The sequence below is a fragment of the Sphingomonas sp. CARO-RG-8B-R24-01 genome (assembly GCF_022662295.1).
Classification (GTDB): Bacteria; Pseudomonadota; Alphaproteobacteria; order Sphingomonadales; family Sphingomonadaceae; genus Sphingomonas.
In genome coordinates this window covers 112,695-134,617 of the sequence record NZ_JAKNQI010000009.1, presented here as the reverse complement: position 1 = coordinate 134,617, position 21,923 = coordinate 112,695, and the positions used below count along the sequence as shown (strand labels likewise).

The 21,923-nt window shown below is 65.1% G+C and carries 22 protein-coding genes; 9 read left to right on the top strand and 13 right to left on the bottom strand.

Features of this window, described 5'->3' with window-relative positions; all coding sequences use genetic code 11:
• The first annotated feature begins 27 nt into the window (after positions 1-27).
• The 4 genes from L8G49_RS17205 to greA all read left to right on the top strand — a co-directional run bounded on the left by L8G49_RS17205 (position 28) and on the right by greA (position 5,732).
• A complete protein-coding gene (locus L8G49_RS17205; RefSeq protein ID WP_242186950.1) occupies positions 28-1,440 on the top strand; it encodes a carbamoyl phosphate synthase small subunit in 1,413 nt (470 codons plus the stop codon).
• On the top strand, positions 1,440-1,838 hold the full coding sequence (locus L8G49_RS17200) for a ribonuclease E inhibitor RraB (RefSeq protein WP_242187033.1): 399 nt from the start codon (positions 1,440-1,442) through the stop codon (positions 1,836-1,838). The genes L8G49_RS17205 and L8G49_RS17200 overlap by 1 nt, the downstream gene beginning before the upstream one ends.
• Positions 1,838-5,170: a carbamoyl-phosphate synthase large subunit gene (gene carB / locus L8G49_RS17195; RefSeq protein WP_242186949.1), complete on the top strand. Its 3,333-nt coding sequence runs from the start codon at positions 1,838-1,840 to the stop codon at positions 5,168-5,170. The genes L8G49_RS17200 and carB overlap by 1 nt, the downstream gene beginning before the upstream one ends.
• 85 nt (positions 5,171-5,255) lie before the next feature.
• Positions 5,256-5,732: a transcription elongation factor GreA gene (greA, locus tag L8G49_RS17190; protein WP_242186948.1), complete on the top strand. Its 477-nt coding sequence runs from the start codon at positions 5,256-5,258 to the stop codon at positions 5,730-5,732.
• 123 nt (positions 5,733-5,855) lie between these two features.
• Here greA and L8G49_RS17185 read toward each other — a convergent pair whose 3' ends face one another.
• The 5 genes from L8G49_RS17185 to L8G49_RS17165 all read right to left on the bottom strand — a co-directional run bounded on the left by L8G49_RS17185 (position 5,856) and on the right by L8G49_RS17165 (position 7,993).
• A complete protein-coding gene (locus L8G49_RS17185; RefSeq protein WP_242186947.1) occupies positions 5,856-6,089 on the bottom strand; it encodes a DUF4170 domain-containing protein in 234 nt (77 codons plus the stop codon).
• Between the two features lie 79 nt (positions 6,090-6,168).
• Positions 6,169-6,768 (bottom strand): hypothetical protein, encoded by a 600-nt coding sequence (locus tag L8G49_RS17180; RefSeq protein WP_242186946.1) that lies wholly within the window; start codon positions 6,766-6,768, stop codon positions 6,169-6,171.
• Positions 6,769-6,796: 28 nt separating this feature from the next.
• On the bottom strand, positions 6,797-7,093 hold the full coding sequence (locus L8G49_RS17175) for a DUF3618 domain-containing protein (protein ID WP_242186945.1): 297 nt from the start codon (positions 7,091-7,093) through the stop codon (positions 6,797-6,799).
• A complete protein-coding gene (locus tag L8G49_RS17170) occupies positions 7,090-7,458 on the bottom strand; it encodes a phage holin family protein (RefSeq protein ID WP_242140061.1) in 369 nt (122 codons plus the stop codon). The genes L8G49_RS17175 and L8G49_RS17170 overlap by 4 nt, the downstream gene beginning before the upstream one ends.
• A gap of 22 nt (positions 7,459-7,480) precedes the next feature.
• Positions 7,481-7,993 carry a hypothetical protein gene (locus tag L8G49_RS17165; protein WP_242140062.1) on the bottom strand — a complete coding sequence of 171 codons (513 nt, stop codon included), beginning with the start codon at positions 7,991-7,993 and terminating at the stop codon, positions 7,481-7,483.
• A 146-nt stretch (positions 7,994-8,139) separates the two neighbouring features.
• Here L8G49_RS17165 and eno point away from each other — a divergent pair, with 146 nt between their 5' ends.
• Positions 8,140-9,417: a phosphopyruvate hydratase gene (gene eno / locus L8G49_RS17160; RefSeq protein ID WP_242186944.1), complete on the top strand. Its 1,278-nt coding sequence runs from the start codon at positions 8,140-8,142 to the stop codon at positions 9,415-9,417.
• Between the two features lie 81 nt (positions 9,418-9,498).
• A complete protein-coding gene (locus tag L8G49_RS17155) occupies positions 9,499-9,786 on the top strand; it encodes a septum formation initiator family protein (protein WP_242140191.1) in 288 nt (95 codons plus the stop codon).
• Between the two features lie 175 nt (positions 9,787-9,961).
• Here the strand turns inward: L8G49_RS17155 and L8G49_RS17150 are convergent, their stop codons facing one another.
• Positions 9,962-10,783, bottom strand: a complete 822-nt coding sequence (locus L8G49_RS17150; protein WP_242186943.1) for an alpha/beta hydrolase — start codon at positions 10,781-10,783, stop codon at positions 9,962-9,964.
• Between the two features lie 150 nt (positions 10,784-10,933).
• Here L8G49_RS17150 and L8G49_RS17145 point away from each other — a divergent pair, with 150 nt between their 5' ends.
• Positions 10,934-12,670, top strand: coding sequence for a DUF885 domain-containing protein (locus tag L8G49_RS17145; protein ID WP_242186942.1), 1,737 nt, complete (start codon positions 10,934-10,936; stop codon positions 12,668-12,670).
• Between the two features lie 64 nt (positions 12,671-12,734).
• Here L8G49_RS17145 and L8G49_RS17140 read toward each other — a convergent pair whose 3' ends face one another.
• The 3 genes from L8G49_RS17140 to L8G49_RS17130 form a co-directional block, all read right to left on the bottom strand.
• Positions 12,735-13,358, bottom strand: coding sequence for a PEPxxWA-CTERM sorting domain-containing protein (locus L8G49_RS17140; RefSeq protein WP_242186941.1), 624 nt, complete (start codon positions 13,356-13,358; stop codon positions 12,735-12,737).
• A gap of 292 nt (positions 13,359-13,650) precedes the next feature.
• Complete coding sequence (locus L8G49_RS17135) at positions 13,651-15,045, bottom strand: MFS transporter (RefSeq protein ID WP_242186940.1); 1,395 nt, start codon at positions 15,043-15,045, stop codon at positions 13,651-13,653.
• 55 nt (positions 15,046-15,100) lie between these two features.
• A complete protein-coding gene (locus L8G49_RS17130) occupies positions 15,101-15,592 on the bottom strand; it encodes a pyridoxamine 5'-phosphate oxidase family protein (protein ID WP_242186938.1) in 492 nt (163 codons plus the stop codon).
• Between the two features lie 167 nt (positions 15,593-15,759).
• Here L8G49_RS17130 and L8G49_RS17125 point away from each other — a divergent pair, with 167 nt between their 5' ends.
• Positions 15,760-16,104, top strand: a complete 345-nt coding sequence (locus tag L8G49_RS17125) for a hypothetical protein (RefSeq protein WP_242186935.1) — start codon at positions 15,760-15,762, stop codon at positions 16,102-16,104.
• Here the strand turns inward: L8G49_RS17125 and L8G49_RS17120 are convergent.
• Positions 16,101-17,000, bottom strand: a complete 900-nt coding sequence (locus L8G49_RS17120) for a phosphatase PAP2 family protein (protein WP_242186933.1) — start codon at positions 16,998-17,000, stop codon at positions 16,101-16,103. The genes L8G49_RS17125 and L8G49_RS17120 overlap by 4 nt on opposite strands.
• Before the next feature lie 278 nt (positions 17,001-17,278).
• Here L8G49_RS17120 and L8G49_RS17115 point away from each other — a divergent pair, with 278 nt between their 5' ends.
• On the top strand, positions 17,279-17,455 hold the full coding sequence (locus L8G49_RS17115; protein ID WP_242186932.1) for a hypothetical protein: 177 nt from the start codon (positions 17,279-17,281) through the stop codon (positions 17,453-17,455).
• Positions 17,456-17,648: 193 nt separating this feature from the next.
• Here L8G49_RS17115 and L8G49_RS17110 read toward each other — a convergent pair whose 3' ends face one another.
• From L8G49_RS17110 to L8G49_RS17100, 3 genes are all read right to left on the bottom strand, one after another.
• Positions 17,649-17,999, bottom strand: coding sequence for a DUF3147 family protein (locus L8G49_RS17110; protein WP_242186930.1), 351 nt, complete (start codon positions 17,997-17,999; stop codon positions 17,649-17,651).
• Positions 18,000-18,108: 109 nt separating this feature from the next.
• Positions 18,109-20,436: a UvrD-helicase domain-containing protein gene (locus L8G49_RS17105; RefSeq protein WP_242140073.1), complete on the bottom strand. Its 2,328-nt coding sequence runs from the start codon at positions 20,434-20,436 to the stop codon at positions 18,109-18,111.
• A 60-nt stretch (positions 20,437-20,496) separates the two neighbouring features.
• Positions 20,497-21,756 carry a glycosyltransferase gene (locus L8G49_RS17100; RefSeq protein WP_242186929.1) on the bottom strand — a complete coding sequence of 420 codons (1,260 nt, stop codon included), beginning with the start codon at positions 21,754-21,756 and terminating at the stop codon, positions 20,497-20,499.
• Between the last annotated feature and the right edge of the window lie 167 nt (positions 21,757-21,923).

Genomic DNA, 21,923 nt, shown 5'->3' with positions numbered 1-21,923 from the left:
GAAACGAAAAACGGAGTGCCCGCCGCAATGGCCGACGCCAATCCCATGACTGCGCCCGACGGAGCCACCGGCGTATTGGTGCTATCCACTGGCGAGATCGTATGGGGCAGGGGGTTCGGCGCGGAAGGTGCCGCCGTCGGCGAAGTCTGCTTCCACACCGCGATGACGGGCTATCAGGAAATCATGACCGACCCGAGCTTTGCGGGCCAGATGATCACCTTCACCTTCCCGCATATCGGCAATGTCGGCGCGAATGCGGACGACGTCGAGGCGGACGACCCGCACGCGCTCGGCATGATCGTGCGCGAGGACGTGACCGAACCGAGCAATTTCCGGAGCACCGAGCGACTCGATGCGTGGATGGCGAAGCACGGGCGAATCGGCCTGTCGGGCGTCGATACGCGCGCGCTGACGCGCCGGATCCGTAGCGGCGGCGCGCCCAACGGCGTCATCGCGCATGCGGCCGACGGCGTGTTCGATGTGGCTGCGCTGCTCGACATGGCGCGGGCGTGGCCGGGGCTTGAGGGCATGGACCTTGCGCTCGGGGTGAGCACCGAGATGCATTATGGCTGGGGTGCCGAAACCGCTGGCGGCACGTGGAAGCTCGGCAAAGGCTACGACACTTCTTCCCCCCTCCCCTTCAGGGGAGGGGCCGGGGGTGGGGCCGTGCAGCAAGCGGACCCCGCGATTGCACAGGACAGCCCCACCCCAAACCCCTCCCCTGAAGGGGAGGGGCTTCAGAGCACTTCCTCACCCCTCCCCTTCAGGGGAGGGGCTGGGGGTGGGGCCGTGCAGCCAGCGGAGCCCGCGATTTCGCACGACAGCCCCACCCCAAACCCCTCCCCTGAAGGGGAGGGGCTTCAGAAGACGCGGCCGCATGTCGTCGCGATCGACTACGGCTCGAAGCGCAACATCTTCCGCAACCTCGTTGCCGCTGGTGCCGACGTCTCGGTCGTCCCCGCGCAGGCGAGCTTCGACGAGATCATGGCGCTCGCGCCCGACGGCATCTTCCTGTCGAACGGCCCGGGCGACCCCGCCGCGACCGGCGAATACGCCGTGCCGGTGATCCAGCAGCTGCTCGACACCGGCAAGCCGCTGTTCGGCATCTGCCTTGGCCACCAGCTCCTCGCGCTCGCAGTCGGCGCGAGCACGACCAAGATGTTCCAGGGCCACCGCGGCGCCAACCACCCGGTCCAGCGCCTCAGCGACGGCGCGGTGGAAATCACCTCGATGAACCACGGCTTCTCGGTCGAACGCGCGACCCTGCCGCCTACCGCGCGCGAGACGCATGTGTCGCTGTTCGACGGCTCCAACGCCGGGATCGAACTCACCGACCGCCCTGCGTTCAGCGTGCAATATCACCCCGAAGCGAGCCCCGGCCCGCAGGACAGCCTGTATCTGTTCGAGAAATTCGTCTCATCTCTGAAAGCACCGGCATGATGAACCTCCCAGAAGTCCCGCAAGCCCGGCTCGAAGAAGAATGGGCCGCCGACAAGGACGTGCTCGCCAGCCTCAAGGAAAGCGGCGACATCGCGCATCTCGTCCGCCCGGTCGACGTCAGCTTCCGTGGTGATGATGCGGCGCTCGACAAGCTCGAGGCGGATGCCGAGGAACTCGGCTTCGAAGTGATCGAGCGCGAAGAGGATGAGGAAGGCGAGATGTGCCTGTTCCTCGGCCGCGAACAGGCCGCCGACGAAGCCTCGATCCGCGCGCTGACCCGCAAGTGCGTCCAGATCGAGCTGGCCTACGGCGTCGAATATGATGGCTGGGGCTGCACGTCCGAGGACGGCAGCGACGACGACGCGGACGACACCGAAGAAACCGGACAGACCCACTGATGCCAAAACGTACCGACATCTCCTCGATCCTCGTCGTCGGCGCGGGGCCGATCGTCATCGGGCAGGCGTGCGAGTTCGATTATTCGGGCACGCAGGCGATCAAGGCGCTCAAGGAAGATGGCTATCGCATCATCCTGGTGAACTCGAACCCCGCCACGATCATGACCGATCCCGAGCTGGCGGACGCGACCTATGTCGAGCCGATCACCCCCGAGATCGTCGCAAAGATCATCGAGAAGGAGCGCCCCGACGCGATCCTGCCGACGATGGGTGGGCAGACCGCGCTCAACACCGCGCTCGCGTTGTTCAACGACGGCACGCTCGAGAAATACGGCGTCGAGATGATCGGGGCGGATGCCGAGGCGATCGACAAGGCCGAGGACCGGATGAAGTTCCGTGACGCGATGACCAAGATCGGTCTCGAGAGCGCGCGCTCCGGCATCGCACACAGCCTCACCGAAGCGTTCGAAGTGCTTGAACGGACAGGACTTCCCTCGATCATCCGGCCGAGCTTCACGATGGGCGGCACCGGCGGCGGGATCGCGTACAATCGCGAGGAATTCGAGACGATCGTGCGCTCGGGGCTCGACGCCTCGCCGACGACCGAAGTGCTGATCGAGGAATCGCTGATCGGCTGGAAGGAATATGAGATGGAAGTCGTGCGCGACCGCGCCGACAATGCCATCATCATCTGCTCGATCGAGAATATCGATCCGATGGGCGTCCACACGGGCGACTCGATCACCGTCGCGCCCGCGCTGACGCTGACCGACAAGGAATATCAGATCATGCGCAACGCGAGCATCGCGTGCCTGCGTGAGATCGGCGTCGAGACGGGCGGGTCGAACGTGCAGTTCGCGGTCAACCCCAAGGACGGGCGCCTGATCGTGATCGAGATGAACCCGCGCGTGTCGCGCTCGTCGGCGCTCGCGTCGAAGGCGACCGGCTTCCCGATCGCCAAGGTCGCCGCCAAGCTCGCGGTCGGCTATACGCTCGACGAGATCATGAACGACATCACCGGCGCGACCCCGGCGTCGTTCGAGCCGACGATCGATTACGTCGTCACCAAGATCCCGCGTTTCGCGTTCGAGAAGTTCAAGGGCGCGGAAGCCGTTCTGTCGACCGCGATGAAGTCGGTCGGCGAAGTCATGGCGATCGGCCGCAACATCCATGAGAGCCTGCAGAAGGCACTCCGCGGGCTCGAAACCGGGCTGTCGGGGTTCAACATGATCGACCGCCTCGAAGGCGCCCCGCGCGCCGAGATCGAGGCCGCGCTCGCGATCGCGACGCCCGACCGGTTGCTCGTCGCAGCCCAGGCGCTGCGCGAGGGCTTCACCGTCGCCGAAGTCCATGCGCTGGCGAAATACGACCCGTGGTTCCTCGAACGGATCGCCGAGATCGTCGCGGCCGAGGAGCAGATCTGCGCCAACGGCCTGCCGATCGACGCGCCCGGGATGCGGCGTCTGAAGTCGATGGGATTCAGTGACAAGCGGCTCGCCTATCTCGCTCTGAAATCAGCGAATCTTCGCGGCAACGCCCGTGGCATCGCGCGTGGGTCGGGGCTGGTCCACGACGCGATCGTCGCGATGACCGGCGGCGTGACCGAGGCCGAAGTGCGCGCGCTGCGGCATCGGCTCGGCGTGCGTCCGGTGTTCAAGCGGATCGACACCTGCGCGGCGGAGTTCAACGCCAAGACGCCGTACATGTATTCGACCTACGAAGCCCCGAGCTTCGGCGAGCCCGAGTGCGAAAGCCAGCCGACCGACCGGCGTAAGATCGTCATCCTCGGTGGCGGGCCGAACCGGATCGGGCAGGGGATCGAGTTCGATTACTGCTGCTGCCATGCGTGCTTTGCGCTCGCGGATGCCGGCTATGAGACGATCATGGTCAACTGCAACCCGGAGACGGTGTCGACCGACTATGACACGTCCGACCGCCTCTACTTCGAGCCGCTGACCGCGGAGGACGTGCTCGAGATCCTCCACGTCGAGCAGCAGAACGGCACGCTCGTCGGCGTGATCGTCCAGTTCGGCGGGCAGACCCCGCTCAACCTCGCGCAGGCGCTGCAGGACGCGGGGATCCCGATCCTCGGCACCTCCCCCGACGCGATCGATCTGGCGGAGGACCGCGAGCGGTTCGCGGCGCTCATCAACAAGCTTGGCCTGCTCCAGCCCGCCAACGGCATCGCGCGCAGCCGTGACGAGGCGATCGCGGTCGCCGAGCGGATCGGCTACCCAGTGCTGATGCGCCCGAGCTACGTGCTCGGTGGGCGTGCGATGGAGATCGTCGACGGTCCGGCACAGCTCGACAATTACATCGCGACCGCGGTGCAGGTGTCGGGCGATTCGCCGGTACTGATCGATCAGTATCTGCGCGACGCGATCGAGGTCGATGTCGACGCCATCTCGGACGGCACCGACGTCGTCGTCGCGGGCGTGCTCCAGCATATCGAGGAAGCCGGGGTCCATTCGGGCGACAGCGCCTGCTCGATCCCGCCGTACAGCCTGACGCCCGCGATCATCGAAGAGATCGAGAAGCAGACTGCCGCGCTTGCCAAGGCGCTGTCGGTGGTCGGCCTGATGAACATCCAGTTCGCGGTCAAGGGCGGGCAGGTCTATCTCATCGAGGTCAACCCGCGCGCCAGCCGCACCGTGCCGTTCGTCGCCAAGGCGATCGGCGCACCGATCGCCAAGATCGCCGCGCGTGTGATGGCAGGGGAGAAGCTCGCCAATCTGCCCGTGATCGATCGCAACATCGATTATTTCGCGGTCAAGGAAGCGGTGTTCCCGTTCAATCGCTTCCCCGGCGTCGATCCGGTGCTGTCGCCCGAAATGAAGAGCACGGGCGAAGTGATGGGGATCGACCCTGATTTCACGCTCGCCTTTGCCAAGTCGCAGCTTGGCGCGGGGACGATCCTGCCAAAGGCGGGCGCGGTGTTCGTCAGCGTCAAGGATACCGACAAGCCGGTGATCCTGCCGGGCGTGCGCGCACTGGCCGGGCATGGCTTCACGATCGTCGCGACCGGCGGCACCGCGGATTACCTGGCGGCGCAGGGCGTGGCCGTCGAGCGCGTCAACAAGGTCGCGCAGGGACGGCCGCATATCGTCGACCGGATCAAGAACGGCGAGATCGCGCTCATTTTCAACACGACCGAGGGCTGGCAGAGCCTCAAGGACTCGCAACCGATCCGTGCATCGGCGCTTCAGTTGAAGATTCCGTACTTCACCACGGCACCCGCGAGCGTCGAGGCGGCGCAGGCAATCGTCGCGCTTTCGACGCGCAGTCTTGAAGTGCGACCGTTACAATCCTATTATTCCTCTTCGCACCATTGATCCCGACATATTGAAACAGTGCGGGCGGCCCCTCCTCGGAGGGTTCGCTTGATAAGGGATTGTTCGAAGACAAAGGGTTTAAGGGATGGCTACCGTCGAAAAGATGCCGATGCTGCAGGAAGGCTATGAAACGCTGAATGCAGACCTGAAACGGCTGAAGGCGGAACGCCCGACGATCGTGGATGCGATCGAAGAGGCGCGCGCGCATGGCGACCTTTCGGAAAACGCCGAATATCACGCCGCCAAGGAGCGTCAGGGCCAGATCGAAGCGTCGATCAGCGACATCGAGGACAAGCTCGCGCGTGCGCAGGTCATCGACCCGCGTGACCTGTCGGGCGACAAGGTTGTGTTCGGCGCGACCGTCACGCTGATGGACGAGGACGACAAACCCGTCACCTACCAGATCGTCGGCCAGACCGAGGCGAACGCCAAGGGCGGCCGCATTTCGTACAACTCGCCGCTCGGGCGTGCGCTGATCGGGCGGAAGCTCGATGACGAGGTCGAAGTGACCGTTCCATCGGGCGACCGCTACTACGTCGTCTCGAAGATCGAGTTCATCTGAGCGATACGGACGCCTGTTCTCCTGCGGAAGCAGGAGTCAAGGGTAAAGCGCCCTAGCTTTCGACGCTCTGGTGCGCCTGCGTGCGCAGGACCACGCGAGCGTCGATCGGCGAATTTCTGATCGTCAGGCGGCAGTGCCCGGTGTGGTGAGCGCAGGCTCGAGCAACCGGTGCAGATGCACCACGACGAACTTCATCTCCGCATCGTCGACCGTGCGCTGCGCAGCGGCGCGCCAGGCCTTCTCGGCGCTGGCATAGTCCGGAAACACGCCGACGATCTCGATCGCGGACGTATCCACGAAGTCCACGCCGCGCGGATCGCGGACGCGGCCACCGAAGACCAGGTGAAGCTTGCTCATGATAATAGGTTCCCGAAGACAGCAGGTTTCGCGCACCTCATAGGCACGCCGGGCCGCTTCGGGAACCTGTCTTGACGGATTATTCCGTATCGCCGCCGGTTTTGGGAGCGGTGGTCGGCGTGCCGGCCGACGCGGCGGGGCGGGTCGGCGCAGCGTTCGCCTGTTCCGCCGGAGCGGGCGAGACGCTGGCCGGCGCATTGCCGCCAGACAGCTTCGCAGTCAGCGCCGCCGTGCCCGCCGCGGTCAAGGCGTTGACAACGCCACCGAGCAGCTTGCCAACCTGATCCTTGGCCGAATCGCGCGAAAGCCCGAGCGACGCGAATTCAGACTGGGCGGTTTCCTTGGCGGCATCGATGGCGCCATGCGCCGTGTCGGTCAGGCGCTTGCCGACCGGCGCCAGCAGGCGTGCCTCGCTTTGCGTACGCGGCAGCAACGACCCCGCGAGCATCCCGGCCGCGATCCCGCCGACCAGCACGCCAAGCGGGCTCGCCTCGATCATCGCTGCGGCGCGATGGCCGAAATCCTGTGCTGCATGGGATGTCGTTTCGGCCGCCTTGCCGGCGGTTTCGCGCGCGGTGTCGACGGCCTTGCCGACGTTTTCACGGGCGACGTCGATGGCGTCATGCGCCTTTTCGGAAAACGCAGCGCCTTGCGACTGAAGGGTTTCTTTTACGGTCACACTCTGTCTCCTGGAATTTGTCAGCGCGTCAGCGCTTGGGTTTGTCGCGTCCGCGGAACATACGGGAGATCGTTCCACGCGCGAGGAACAGGCTGGTCAGTGCCACGCCGGCGACGGTTGCCCATGGCCGCTGTTCCGCCGTATCCATCGCGGTCTGCATGACCGCGGTCCCGCGCGTTTTAAGCGTCGCCACCACGTCCGAGGCGATCGTCTGCGGATTGGCCCGTTTCTGAATGACGCCGATCGTTTCGGACAGGTTGGCCCGCGCCGCTTCTGCGCGCGCCTGCGCCGCGACGACGCGTGCGGCGGCTGGAGTCTTGCTCATGCCCCCACCTCCGGAACGGCCGACATCCGCTTGAAATGGCCGATGCCCATCATGCCGAGCACGCCCGCTACCACCAGCAGCACGCCGACCACGATGACCGTTGCCCAGATCGGGCCGACCAGTGGCGTGAGGATCATCAACACTCCCACCACAAGCCCGATCAGCGCAAGCAGGCCGATGATCGCCGCGGCGACCAATAGTACCACGCCTGCCTTGGCCTCATCGACCTTGGCGAACAGCGTTGCCTTGCGAAGCTCGATTTCGGCGCGCGCCACCTCCTCGACGTCCGACATCGCACGCGACAATAAGGTCGCCACGCTGTCGTCCGCCGAGGCGGGCCCGGCATTCTTCAGGATTTCGCTCATCCGGGCCCCCGTCACGCCGCGATCAGGCCTTGGTGTCGCTGTCGGCGGCGAGACCCGACTGGATCAGGCGTACCAGCACGAACCCGAGCGCAGCGGCGGTGCCGATCGCGACGGCGGGGCTCTTCTGGACGAACCCGCGCGCATCTTCGATGAGATCGTCGAGCTGCTTCGCCTTGAGGCCTTCCGAGAAACCCTGGACCTTGTCGGCGGCGGTGCGCGCATACTGGCCGTATTGCGAGCCCAGCTTGTCGTCGACCGTACCGGCGGCGTCATTGATCATCTGAACGATCTCGTCGAGCGCGGTGCCGGCGCGGGCCTTGCCGTCCTCGGCATAGCTCTTGGCGCGATCGACCACTTCCTTGCCGAGCTTGTCGGTGCCGTCCTTGAACAGCTGAGCCGCGCCGCTCGTCAGCTTCTGCGCTTCGTCGCGGGCAGACGACGCCGCTTCCTTGGCCGCACCGGCGGCTGCATTGATCTTTTCGTTGGCGTCTGCCTGCGCATTTGCGCCCGTCTCGGAACCTGGGGTCGTGGCCATGATAGTGCCCTCCAATTGTTACTTGCCGACAATAAGCGGTCCGGGCCGCGCCTAGTTCCATCGGTCGCGCACGAATTGCGGCGACACCGGTTAGGCGATAGAGGCACCCGCGACGCCATTCCCGAAATTGGTAGAAGGATCGTTCCGTGACCGCAATCATCGACATTCATGCCCGTACGATCCTCGATAGCCGGGGCAACCCCACGGTCGAGGTCGACGTGATGCTGGAAGACGGCAGCTTCGGCCGCGCCGCGGTCCCCTCGGGCGCCTCGACCGGAAAGCACGAAGCGGTCGAAAAACGCGACGGCGACAAGAGCCGCTGGGGCGGCAAGGGCGTCGACCAGGCAGTCGAGGCGGTCAACCGCGAGATCGCCGATGCGGTGCTCGGGCTCGAAGCCGAGGACCAGCGCGATGTCGATCACACGATGATCGAGCTCGACGGGACCGACAACAAGAGCCGCCTGGGCGCGAACGCGATCCTCGGCGTGTCGCTCGCGGTCGCCAAGGCCGCTGCCGATGCGCGCAGCCTGCCGTTGTACCGCTATGTCGGCGGCGTCGCCGCGCATGTCCTGCCGGTGCCGATGATGAACATCATCAACGGCGGCGAACATGCCGACAACCCGATCGATTTCCAGGAATTCATGATCGTGCCGGTCGGCGCGTCGTCGATCCTCGAAGCGGTCCGCTGCGGGTCGGAGATCTTCCACACGCTCAAGAAGGGCCTGCACGACAAGGGCCTGGCGACGTCGGTCGGCGACGAGGGCGGCTTCGCGCCCAACATCGCGTCGAACGACGAGGCGATCGAATTCATCCTGCGCTCGATCGAAACGGCCGGGTACAAGCCGGGCGAGGACGTGATGCTCGCGCTCGATTGCGCGGCGACCGAATTCTATAAGAACGGCAAGTATGAAATCTCGGGCGAGGGCAAGAGCCTGAACAGCCACGAAATGGCCGAATATCTGGCGGATCTCGCGCGGCGCTACCCGATCTTCTCGATCGAAGATGGCATGGCCGAGGACGATTTCGAGGGCTGGAAGGCGCTTACCGATCTTTGCGGCGACACGGTCCAGCTGGTCGGCGACGATCTGTTCGTGACCAACCCGAAGCGGCTGGGGCAGGGGATCAAGGACGGTCTCGCCAACTCGCTGCTGGTCAAGGTCAACCAGATCGGCACGCTGACGGAGACGCTCGAGGCGGTGTCGATGGCGAACCGCGCGAATTATACCGCCGTGATGTCGCATCGCTCGGGCGAGACCGAGGATTCGACGATCGCCGATCTGGCGGTCGCGACCAATTGCGGGCAGATTAAGACGGGCAGCCTTGCGCGCTCCGACCGGCTCGCGAAGTACAACCAGCTGATCCGGATCGAAGAGGAGCTGGAGGGCGCCGCGGTCTATGCCGGACGGTCGATCCTGCGCGCGTAATTTTTCTCAAATAACAGCTTGATCCACGAGTCGCGATGCGCGAGAATCGCGCTCGTGATCAAGCACCGCTCCAACCACCGCATGCTTCTCCGCCGCGCGATCGCGCCGGCGGCGCTGATGATCGTCGGGCTGTTTTTTGGTGGTTATGCCGTGTTCGGGCCGAACGGTGTGCTGGCCTATGGCGACATCGAGCGACAGCTTGCGGTCAAGCAGCGTCAGCTGGCGTTGCTGGACCGCAATCGCGGCGAATTGAAGAACCGGGTCGCGTTGCTCGACCCGCGGCACGCGGATCCGGATCTGGCGGATGAACTCGCGCGCAAGGATCTTGGCGTGGTGCATCAGGATGAAGTGATCGTTCCGCTGAAGTAGCGGCCGCCGTTTGGGCCGGCTGAAATCTGTTCCGCTTGGGAGCGGGGTTGGTATGGGGCCGTGCAGCACGGCCGGCCGACTTCTCTGCGAGGCGTCCCCCACCCCCAACCCCTCCCCCGAAGGGTAGGGGCGAGACAAAGCAGCAGCCTCGCGCGAGCCTGCGGAACGCAGCGATTTACCGCCCCAAGAACGTCAGCAGATCGTTCGTGAACCGGTCGCTCTCCGTGATCGTCAACGCATGCGGGGCGCCCTCATATTCCACCAGCTGGGCGGTCGCGATGCCCTCGGCCGCGCGGCGTCCGGTGGCGTCGATCGGCACCGTCTGGTCACTCGTCCCATGGACGATCAGCGTCGGTACGCGAAATGCGGCAAGATCCGGACGGAAGTCGGTATGTCCGAACGACTGTGCGCACGCGAGGATCGGCTTGAGGCCCGCCAGATTGGTCTGCGACCACGCCCACTCGACCGTCTCGTTGCTGACCGGCGACGAAATGAACCCGACGCCGAGGAACTGCTTCATGAAGGTCTGGAAGAAGCCGTAGCGGTCCTTCTGAATGCCTTCGCCGATGGCAGCGAGTTTGTCTTCGGGCACGCCGTGCGGGTTGTCGTCGGTCTGGAGCATGTACGGCACAACGGAGGCGATCAGGCCCGCAGCAACGACGCCCTTGCCGTCATGGCGGCTCATGTAGCGCGCGACTTCGCCGCCACCCATCGAGAAGCCGACCAGCGTGGCGTCGTTCGCGCCGGTCTGCTCCAGCACGTCTGCCAGATCGTCGGTCAGCGTGTCATAGTCATAACCGGTCCACGGCTGGCCCGACCGGCCGAACCCGCGGCGATCGTACGCGATCGCGCGGAACCCTGCGTCGGCGAGCGCCATCGCCTGCGCGTCCCAGCTGTCCGAATTGAGCGGCCAGCCATGGATCAGCACGACCGGGCGGCCGCTTCCCCAATCCTTGACGTACAGATCGGTACCGTCGCGAGTCTTGATATAGGGCATAGGAAAGCTCCTCGGCATTGAATTGCGTGGAAAGAACGATGCGCGCGACAGGCCGTTCCGTCCGGGGTGGCGCTTACCGCCGCAAGCTGCCAGCTTCCCGTCGCAAACGAATCCCGGCGAAACTCCGGGGCTGCGGACATAGGAACGGGAATGCGGAAAATCTGGCTTACGGGAATTGCAGCACTGGCGATGGCGTCCTGTACGTCCAAGACCTCAACGCCTCAGCCGACCGCGTCAGCTCTGGCGGCCTTGCCGACCACCGACTGGAAAAGCTTCCGCGACACGTTCATCGAGGACTGGTTCAATGTGTCCCCGGCGGACGCGGTGTATCAGGGGCGGCACGATTTTGACGGCGGGCTGGGTGACTGGTCACCGGCGGGGTTGAAGCGTCAGGGCGACTTCCTGCGGAACGCGATCGCCAAGGCCAAGACCTTCGACGCGGCGAAACTCGGCAAGCAGGACGCGTTCGAGCGCGACTATCTGGTGACGGTCGCCGCGGGCAAATTGTTCTGGCTGGAAGACGCCGACTTCCCGCATCGCAATCCGGCATGGTACGTCAACGCCGGGCTCGACCCGAACGTCTATATCGCCCGCAAATATGCCGACGCGCCGACCCGAATGCGCGCGATGGTGTCGTTCCTGCGCAAGATCCCGACCGCGGCGGCGCAGATCCGCGCCAACCTCAAGACGCCGATGCCGCTCAGCTACGTCAATTTCGGTGTCGCGGCGTTCAACGGGTTCGGCGATTATTATACGGGGGACGCCAAGAAGGCGTTTGCCGACGTGAAGAGCCCGGCGTTGCAGGAGGAGTTCGACAAGGCGGCAGTGGCGGCATCGAAGGCGATGCATGACCTCGGCGCGTGGCTGGAGGGCCAGCGGGGTTCGGCGACACAGGACTTTGCGCTGGGGGCGGACAAGTTCTCCCGCATGATCAAGGAGACGGAACGGGTCGACGTTCCGCTGGCGACGCTCGAGGCGGCGGGGCAAGCGGATATGAAGCGCAATCAGCTGGCGCTCGTCGCGGCATGCGCGCAGTTCGCGCCGGGCGCGAGCGTACCCGCGTGCATGGCGAAGATGAACGCCAACAAGCCCGCCAACAACGATCCCGTCGCCGAAGCGCGCAAGCAGATTCCCGAACTGCGCGCGTTCGTGCTCAAGAGCGACGTCGTCACCATCCCCGATCAGGAACAGGCGCTGGTCGAGGAAAGCCCGCCGTACAATCGGCAGAACTCCGCGTACATCGATCCGCCCGGGCCGTTCGAGAAGGGCATCCCCTCGGTCTATTACATCTCGCCGCCCGACCCGTCGTGGAGCAAGGTGGAGCAGGCGGGGTTCATCCCGGGCAAGAGCGACCTGTTGTTCACCTCGGTGCATGAAGTGATGCCCGGGCATTTCCTCCAGTTCCGTCACGCCAACGCCTCGCCATCGCTGTTCGGGCGGCTGTTCGTCGGCTACGCCTTTGCCGAGGGCTGGGCGCATTATGCCGAGGAAATGATGTGGGAGGCCGGGCTCCATGCCGGCGACCCGGAAACGCATATCGGACAACTGTCCAACGCGTTGCTCCGCGATTGTCGGTATCTGTCGGCGATCGGGCTGCATGCCCATGGCATGACGCAGGAACAGTCGCGCAAGATGTTCGTCGAGCAATGCTATCAGGACGAGGGCAATGCGAAGCAGCAGTCGGCGCGCGGGACCTATGACCCGGCGTATCTCAACTATACGATGGGCAAGCTGATGATCCGCAAGCTGCGCACCGACTGGACCGCCACGCATGGCGGGCGGGCCGGGTGGAAGGCGTTCCACGACCAATTCCTGAGCTTCGGCGGCCCACCGATCCCGCTCGTCCGCAAGGCGATGCTGGGCGGGGACGGCAAGGCGGTGTTCTGACGCGCTGCGCATGACAAAGCCGCCGGCCTTTCGGTCGGCGGCTTCGTCGGGATCCTGACAGGGTTCAGGCGTAAGCGACCTTGGCGTTGACGCGGTTGCGCAGGGCGAAGCCCATCATGCCGAAGCCCGCGATCATCATCGCCCAGCTGGCGGGCTCTGGCACGGCGGACAGGGAGACGCTGTCGATATAGCCGCCGCGCGAGTCGCTGGTGCCGAGCGCCGCGAAGGTGAGCGTCGTCGGCGCGCTGACGTTGAACGCGAACGTCTGGCGCCGCCAGTCGGTCTGCTCGTCGCCATTGCCGCCGATCGAAGCAAAGGACTGCACTCCGTTGAGCAGCACCGCAATGCCGTTCGAGCTTGCGGGAACACCCGGCCGGTCCGAATACCAATAGCGCAGGATGTAGCTACCCGCATCGATCAGACGGCTCATCGAGCTGTTGGCCGAAGTGTCGAGCTCGACGAGATTGGCGCCGGAAAAGGCCTTACCCGCCACGTTATTATATTGGACCTCGATCCCGTGCGCACCGCCGGTCCAGCCTTCGTAGCTGGACAGGGTGGTAAAGCCGGGGCCGGTGCCGAAGCTCATGCTGTCGAAATTGGTGGTGAAGGTCGTCACGGCGAACGCCGGGGCTGCACATGCGAGGGTCGCCGAAGCGGCCAAGGCAGCGATCATTTTCAAACTACGCATCGTTTTCCTTTCCCTGTTTACTCGGAATGGAAAATCACTCTTTAGTACACTGTACTGACTCTTTACTCCGAGCCTGCAACACTCAGCATGATCCGTGCCAGATCAGACTATCAGTCGCTTAGACAATGCGCCGCCGGTCGAATGTAAGCGAGAGTGACAGGTTAAAAATACCTTGTTGCGCGATCACAGCTGTAGTGAAAATGCGAAGATGTTTATTAACCATAGTGTTTAACCGTGACAGTAACTCTGTACTCGACTTCCAGGCGGCGTTCACTCTTCCCGACGCGCAGCGTCAACGGACCGGACTGGCGGGCTGCAAATCAGCGGACTCTTCGGTTTTGGGCATGCGTATCGACGGACGCAGCCGCGCCAGGCTGCACAGGCCCGCAACGAACGCGAGTCCGGCCGCGACCAGCGGTGGGGTCGCCCCGCCGCCCAGACCGAGCGCGAGGAGCGCCGCCACCAATGTGGCACCGGTCGTCTGTCCGAGCAGACGCGTCGTGGATACCAGGCCACCGGCGGCGGCGGCGCGTTCGCGGGGCGCGCTGCCGATGATGAGGCGCGCGTTCGGCGGAAGGAACGTCCCGAACCCAGCGCCGCACAAGGCCATGCGCCAGACCACATCGAAATGGCTTGGGTGGGGCGGCATGTAGGCGATCAGGACCAGCGCCACGATCGAGATCGCCATTCCGATCCCTCCCAGCACGCCGGCCGGAATACGGCTGGACAGCCATCCCGATAGCGGCGCGACGACGATGTTGGTCAGCGGCCATGGGGCCATCAGCAACCCCATCTCGGTCGGGGTGAAACCAAATTCGCTTTGCAGGCGAAACGGCATCGAGATGATCAGCGTCATCGAGGCGATGAACGCGGTGTACGCGCCAATCACCGAAAGGCGCAGCACCGGGCGCCCCAGCAGGTCGATCGGCAGGATGGGATCGCGCTCGCCACGCTCGCGACGGACGAACAGCACGCCGGTAACCACCCCGGTAAGGACGATCGCCGCGGAAACGACGGGGCTGTCCCCATGGACCGCACTTTCCAGCCCACCAATGATCAGTCCGAACATTGCGGCACACATGACCGCGCCGACGACGTCGAACGGCGTATCGCGCGGCGGCGTGTCGGGGAGCGCACGCCCGAGCATCAGCGAGCCGATCGCAAACGGCACCGCACTCGCAAACACCCACGGCCATGGTGCAATCCCGAGGATGAAACCGCCCAGCGACGGCGCGAGCGCGGCACCAGCCGAAACGATCGCCGAATTGATCCCAAGACCGCTGCCTAGTTGCTTGGCGGGATAGGTCGATCGGATCAGCGCCGAGGAAACACTCAATGCCGCGGCGGCGCCGATCGCCTGCGCCGCCCGTACGATCAGCAAGAACGGCAGGCTTTTGGCAAAGAAGCACAGCAACGTGGCGATCGTGAAAACCAGCTGCCCGATCTGATACATGCGCTTGAGGCCGATCCGCTCGCCGAGCCCGGCGAACGGCAGCAACAACATTACCAGCATAAGCTGATAGATCGTTACCACCGAAACCACGGACGACCGATCGACCCCGAGATCGTGCGCGATCGTCGGCAAGGCGATATTGGCGACGCCGCCGTCGATGATGATGAGGGCCGTACCCAGGCAAAGCGCGGCAATCGCGGCATAGCGGCGGGGCAGGGGAAGGCCGTCGGTCATGCTTGGGTTCTGGTTTCCCGCCGGTTCGGTTCGTGCGTCGACGACAGGCGTGGCGTTAATCGAGCGAGACCTTGGCGACCTTGTCCTTATAGTCTTCCTTCGGGTCGATCCCCATCAGGATCTTGACGCCCGCAAGCATGCTGGATGCGTCGACCCAGATCTGCGCCCGTTCGGCGTCGAGCCGGATCAGTTGCAGCTTGGGATCGTCCTTGCCGCCCTCGAACCAGGCGGCAACGAAGCGGTTCCAGAGCCGGTCGATCACGGCGCGATCGTTGTCGAGAGTCAGCGTCCCATGAACCGCTGCGAAGAGGTCGTTTCCCTTCGATGCAAAGGTCGCAACCGCTCGAGCCCCGACGGTGAGGTCGGCCACCAGCTCGGTGTCCTTCGATCCGAAGAAGTAGATCGGGCCGTGGTCCCGGTCGCCGTCCAGTTGCGCGGTCATCGGGCGAGTGTGCCCCTCGTCCACGCCGACGAGACCGAGCATCATGGTCATGTCGGAACGCAGCGCCTTCCAGAATTTGCGTTCGATGTCTGCTGTGTCCGACATGATAATCTCCTTTGGCGGGGGAACGGGCGGGGCGCGTGGCGGTTCCGGGGCGGAGGGCGCGGGGACTCCGGGCAGATGATCTTGCAAACGCGGCACTGTAGCGCGGATCCCGATATGGAATTCGAACGTTACTTGCTGCACCGCACCATTTTTGGTACAACGCTGTCATGAAATATCCCGACGAACAGGGCGAAACGGCCATGCCCACCGGACCCGTGCCGACGGTCTTCGAGGCGATCGTGCGCAAGAAGTGCCTCGGCGCGACCTACAACAAGATGCAGATCGTGCTGGCGCCGCACATCATCTACACGCGCCACGGCGAGCTGTACGTCGATGGCGTCGTGCTGGAGCGCGACGGCAAGCCGCCGCGCGAGTTCAAGGTCGGCACGTTCAAGCTGATCGGCCTTGTCGATTTGGCGCTGGTCGACCGCAATTTCCAGGTCAGCGCGTTGTTCGTCGCGGGCGACCCCAAATATGCCGATACCGCGCTGATGGCGGTCGAGCACGCCTAACGCGCGGCAACGGGCCTTGCCGGCGTTCCCGGCAACCGGCGCCGCACGACGGTGACGATCAGGATCGCAACGATGGCCACCGTCGCGCCCGCAATCATGTCGGCGAGATAATGCGTCCCTTCGACTGGCGTTGACAGCAGCATCGCCATATTGACGATCAGGATCGGCTTGCGGATCCGCGCGAAGGGCCAGGCCGCCGCGATGAACAGGATGGCGCTGGCGGTGTGAAAGCTGGGAGCCTCGACCAGCCCGCGTAGCGCGCCCAGATCCACGTCGTGCAGGGCATGGCTGCGCAACAGCGGAATCAACTGTGCTTCGTACAGTCCGCTTTCGGTCTGATAGGGCAGGGGGCCGTGCAGCAGCGTGGCGCACGGACCATAGGCCGGCCAGAACCGAAACAACACGAGCGCGATGATGGCAGCGACCCAGAAGCTGGCGATCAGTCCCCGTCCGGCGGCGCGTTTGTCGGCCCAGGCGCAATACCCCAGGATGACCGCGGGGCTGATGTAGATACTTTGATAGGCGGCGGTCCCGAGGATCTGCAGCGCGCGATGGTCCGCGACCACCTGATACCAGGCGAGCCAGTCGAAATGCAGGGCCGCATCGATCTGCTGGAGAATCGGATCGATCGTTCCGGTCGTTTCGGCGGCGATCGGGTATGTCGCCACGGCACCCATCAGGGAAATCGCGGTGAACAGGCCGAACGTTTCAGCGATGTCGCGGGTAACGCGCTGCGTCGCGCTCCGCGGTGCGCGCAGGACGTAGCGCAGGCTGGCGGCGAGCGTGCAGACGGCGGCAAAAACGAGCGTGCTCGGCGCCGTGGGATCGATCGTGATCCCGGTGTCCATCAGCAGCGCGGCCAGGCACGTCACGCTGATCGCGAAGCCGATCACCATCCAGCGGCCCGGAATCAAGCCTGTGCGACACCGTCCCAGAGGAAACACCGGCGCTGGTGGCGCAAAGGGAAAAACGGTCGAGTTGAACAAGTAGCCGTGCCTGGAAAGGACGATGAACCCATCGTCGGAGGATCGGGCGAAAGTACCCGATCGCTACCTTCCATGACGTGAAGAGTTTATGACGTAAAGGTTACATCGCGCCTGCCGCGCCGAGCGGAGGAGAAGGGGCGCCGGAGCGCCCCTTCCGTATTGACTCAGCGGCAGATCTGGATGCGGCGATGGTTGCGCCACTCGGTCCGGCAGTGCCGGCCGCGATCGTTCCAGCCACGGTTGCGACCGTGATAGCCGCGGTCACCACCACGACGGTCGCCCCGCCAGTCACGATGATCGCCACGACGGTCGTCGTAGCGTTGATGATGACGGTCACCGCGGTCGCCGCGATAGTCCTGCGCTGAGGCAGTCGTCGAAACACCGACGCCGGCGATCAAGCTCGCGGCAGCGAGAATGTGGGCGATCTTCATAATGTGTCCTTTCGGCCCGGACATCGGGCTTGATGTGCTTATGGGGATGAGTGCGGGTATGCTTGCTGAACGCATCCGACAGCGCGCATACACCTTCCCCAACGCAGGTCGGTACGCGATCGTTGCGTTACAGACCTATGCCCAGTCGCGGTGCTGCCGCGATCAGTGCAGTATATAGCAGGATCGTCAGCGCACAGCCGAGCCCGAGCGTCGGCCAGAAGCCAATGCCGTGCCGAAGCAGCACGGGCATCACAAGGAACATCGGCAGCGAGGGGAGGACATACCAGAAGGTCGCGCCGATGTGCGCCGCCATATTTCCTTCGTCTGGCTTTTCGCCCCACAACCACATCATTCCCAGAACGGAAACGAGCGGAAGCGACGCGACCAGCGCGCCAAAGCCGGGATAGCGCTTGGCCAGCGTCGACGCGGCAGCGATCAGCATACCCGAGATCAGCGCTTTCAGGGCGAGAAACAGCATGCCGTGGTTTATGCGCCGGGGCGGGTCGAGAAACCAGCGGGAAGGCGCTGCACTCGGTCGGCGGGTCAGTCGGTGTTCGGGCTCCGGCGGTTGCTCACCTCGCGATCCCTCAGCCGCCCACCGTTACGAAGCTATCCATGACCCGCTTGCGCCCGGCGCTCTCGAAATCGATCTCGAGCTTGTTGCCCTCGATCTCCGCGATCAGGCCGTAGCCGAACTTCTGGTGGAACACGCGCATCCCCACCGCGACGTCGCTGCGGCCCTTGTTGCCCAGGCTGATCGCGGACGACCGCGACTCCTGCACGCGCGACGGCTCCCGCGAGAAGGTCCGGCTGGTGAAGTCGCCGCCGGGCTTCGCCCCGCTGCCGACCCCAGCCGCGCGCTGCCAGCCCGGGCCACGCCCGGTCCCGCGCGCGACGTCGGCGAACGGGTCGGCGCGTTCGGACCAGTTGGCGCGCCACAGGCTCTCGCCGCCCGCCATGCTGCTCTCGGCCTCGATATGCTCGGGCGGCAGTTCGTTCACGAACCGGCTCGGGATGCTGCTGGTCCACTGGCCGTAGATGCGGCGGTTGGCGGCGTGGAGGATCGTCGCACGCCGGCGTGCGCGGGTAATCGCGACATAGGCCAGGCGGCGTTCCTCCTCGAGGCTCGCGGTCCCGCCCTCGTCGAGCGAGCGTTGCGACGGGAACAGCCCTTCCTCCCAGCCCACGAGGAAGACGGTGTCATATTCGAGGCCCTTGGCGGCATGGATCGTCATGATCGTGACCTTGGGGTCCTCGGCCGCCGCTTCATTGTCCATCACGAGGCTGACATGCTCGAGGAACGCGCCGAGCGTCTCATATTCCTCCATCGCGCGGACGAGTTCGGTCAAATTCTCGAGTCGTCCCGCCGCCTCGACCGACTTTTCGGCCTGGAGCATGCCGGTATAGCCGCTCTCATCGAGGATGATCCGCGCGAGGTCGCCATGCGACAGTTCGGTCACCTGCGCGCGCCACCGTGCCATGTCGATCACGAGATTGCCAAGCGACTTGCGCGCCGCACCCGTCAGTTCGTCGGTATCGAGCAGGCGCGCGGCCGCGGTGACGAGCGGGATGCCCTGCGCGCGGGCGAGCTGGTGGACCTTGGACACCGCCTTGTCGCCAAGCCCGCGCTTGGGGACGTTGACGATCCGGTCGAACGCGAGATCGTCCGCCGGCTGCGCGACGACGCGGAGATAGGCGAGCGCATCGCGGATCTCCGCGCGTTCGTAGAAACGGAAGCCGCCGACGATCCGGTAGTTGATGCCGGTCGCGATGAAGCGGTCCTCGAACTCGCGCGTCTGGTGCTGCGCGCGGACGAGGATCGCGACCTCGTCGAGCGAGGTGCCCGCGCGCTGTGCCGATTCGATTTCCTCGCCGACCCGGCGCGCTTCCTCGGGCCCGTCCCAGACGCCGAGCACCTTGACCTTCTCGCCCACGTCGAGCTCGGTCCACAGCTGCTTGCCCAGCCGCCCGCTGTTGTTGGCGATCACGCCCGAGGCGGCGCCCAGAATATGCGGGGTGGAGCGGTAATTCTGTTCGAGCCGGATGATCTTCGCGCCCGGAAAGTCCTTTTCGAATTTCAGGATATTCTCGACCTGCGCGCCGCGCCACGAGTAGATCGACTGGTCGTCGTCGCCGACGCAGGCGATGTTCTTGCGCTCCTGCGCGAGCAGCCGGAGCCAGAGATACTGGACGCTGTTGGTGTCCTGATACTCGTCGACCATGATGTATTTGAAGCGGCGCTGATAGTCCGCGAGCACGTCGCGGTCGCGCTGCAGGATGACGAGCATGTGGAGCAGCAGATCGCCGAAATCGCACGCGTTGAGCGCGATCAGCCTGGTCTGATAGGCGGCGTACAGTTCCTGCCCGCGCCCGTTGGCGTAGAGCTCGCTTTCGCCCGCATCGATCTGGGCGGGTGTCAGGCCCTTGTTCTTCCACCCGTCGATCAATCCGGCGAGCTGGCGCGCAGGCCAGCGCTTGTCGTCGAGGTCGGCCGCCTGAATCAACTGCTTGAGCAGTCGCATCTGGTCATCGGTATCGAGGATCGTGAAATTGCTCTGCAATCCGACGAGCTCGGCATGGCGGCGCAGCATCTTGGCGCCGATCGCATGGAACGTGCCGAGCCACGGCATTCCCTCGACCACGTCGCCGACGAGGCGTCCCACTCGCTCGCGCATCTCGCGCGCGGCCTTGTTGGTGAAGGTGACGCTCAGGATCTCGCTCGGCCAGGCCTTCCGCGTGTTGAGCAGATGCGCGAGTCGCGCGGTCAACGCCGCGGTCTTGCCGGTCCCTGCGCCTGCCAGCACGAGCACGGGGCCTTCGGTGGTCAGCACCGCCTCGCGCTGCGGCGCATTCAGGCCGCGGAGATAGGGCGGTTCATGGGGCGCAAGCGCGTCTTGGGAAACAGGAAGACTCATCGGTGAACAGGTAGGGAACGCAAACGATCGGGGCAAGCGTACCTTGTCCGGTCGTGGCAATCACAGCGTAGCGGATGCGACGGCGGGTTGCGGATCGGTGCGGGGCGCAGGCGCGGGCGCAGCACGTCGCCCGGCAACGCGACGCATGAGGGCGAGATACCGGCCACCGGCGTGGTCGATCGTATAGAGCCGCGCGGCCCGGCGGCGTGCCTGTACCACGTCTGCCCCCTCGGGCCCGACGGCGGCACGCATCGCCGCGCCCAGCGCCGCCACATCGCCGACGGGCACGACCTGTCCGAGCGCGCCGTGTTCCAGAAGATCGTCGATCGACACACAGCAGCGCGTCGAAACGATCGGCAGACCCGCGGCCAACGCCTCGATCAGGACGGCGGGCACACCTTCATAGTCCGACGAAAGAATCAGCGCGTCGGCCTGCGCGAGCCACGCGGCGAGCGGATCGACGTGACCGGGCATGTGGACCCGGCCGCCAAGCCCCAAAGCCGCCACCTGCGCCTCCAACCGCGCGCGCTGCTCGCCATCGCCGAGCAGGGTGAGCCGATCCGCCGGTCGCGCGATTCGCGCGAAGGCGTCCAGCAGCAACGCGAAGTTCTTCTGCGGAGCCAGGCGCCCCACCGCGAGGAAGTGATGCCCGTCGGCAGCCCGGCACGTCGCATCCCGCTGGGTCGCCAGGGAGGCAAGATCCGCCGTGCCCAGCGCAGGATCCTCGATCACGCTGATCCGGTCGTGCGAAACCCCGGTATAAAGCGCTATCTCGTCCTGCATCGCGGGCGCGAGCGCGACGAAGTGCGCGATCCAGCGGCCCTGCAGGCGAAGCCATAGGTGGTATAGCCCGCGGACCGGCGGCGTCATGTCGCGGCGGACGAGGCAATTGCTGATCTTCGCGACGATTGGCGGGCAGTCGCGCCCGATCAGCAGCCGGGCGACGACAAGGACGGCGCTGTAGGTATTGCCGGCGCAGAACAGCACGTCGGGTCGATCGTCCCGGACGTGGCGGCGCACGGCCAGCACGAGCGCGACGAAGCTCGCGATTCCCCGGGAGCGCGACGTCGGACCGGCGCATATCACGTCCGTCAGCGGAAGCGGCGGTGCCACCCGATGGTCGGCCACGATGATTCTCGACTGCACCGAACTGCGGATCCAGGCCGCATGCAGCCGGGCTGCAATCCGCTCGACGCCGCCGGGAGCGAAACCGTACAGGACCGTCAGCACGCGCAGCGGTCTGGCATCGATGGTGTCCGCCGCGGGCGCGGATATCCAGGCCTCCGCGGTGTTGATCGCAGGATCGTTCGGCTTGAACATGGCATCCCCCGGCAACCCCATCGATCGCCGCGCGGAGCATAGGCCATGCCCAACGGCCGCGTAAATGGGAGAGCCCGTCGCGAACATTCCCGCAACAGGCCAGGCGGGCCTTGAGAAAGGAATGCAGATGCGGCACGTTCCGACCCGAAACCGGAGTAAGTCCACCG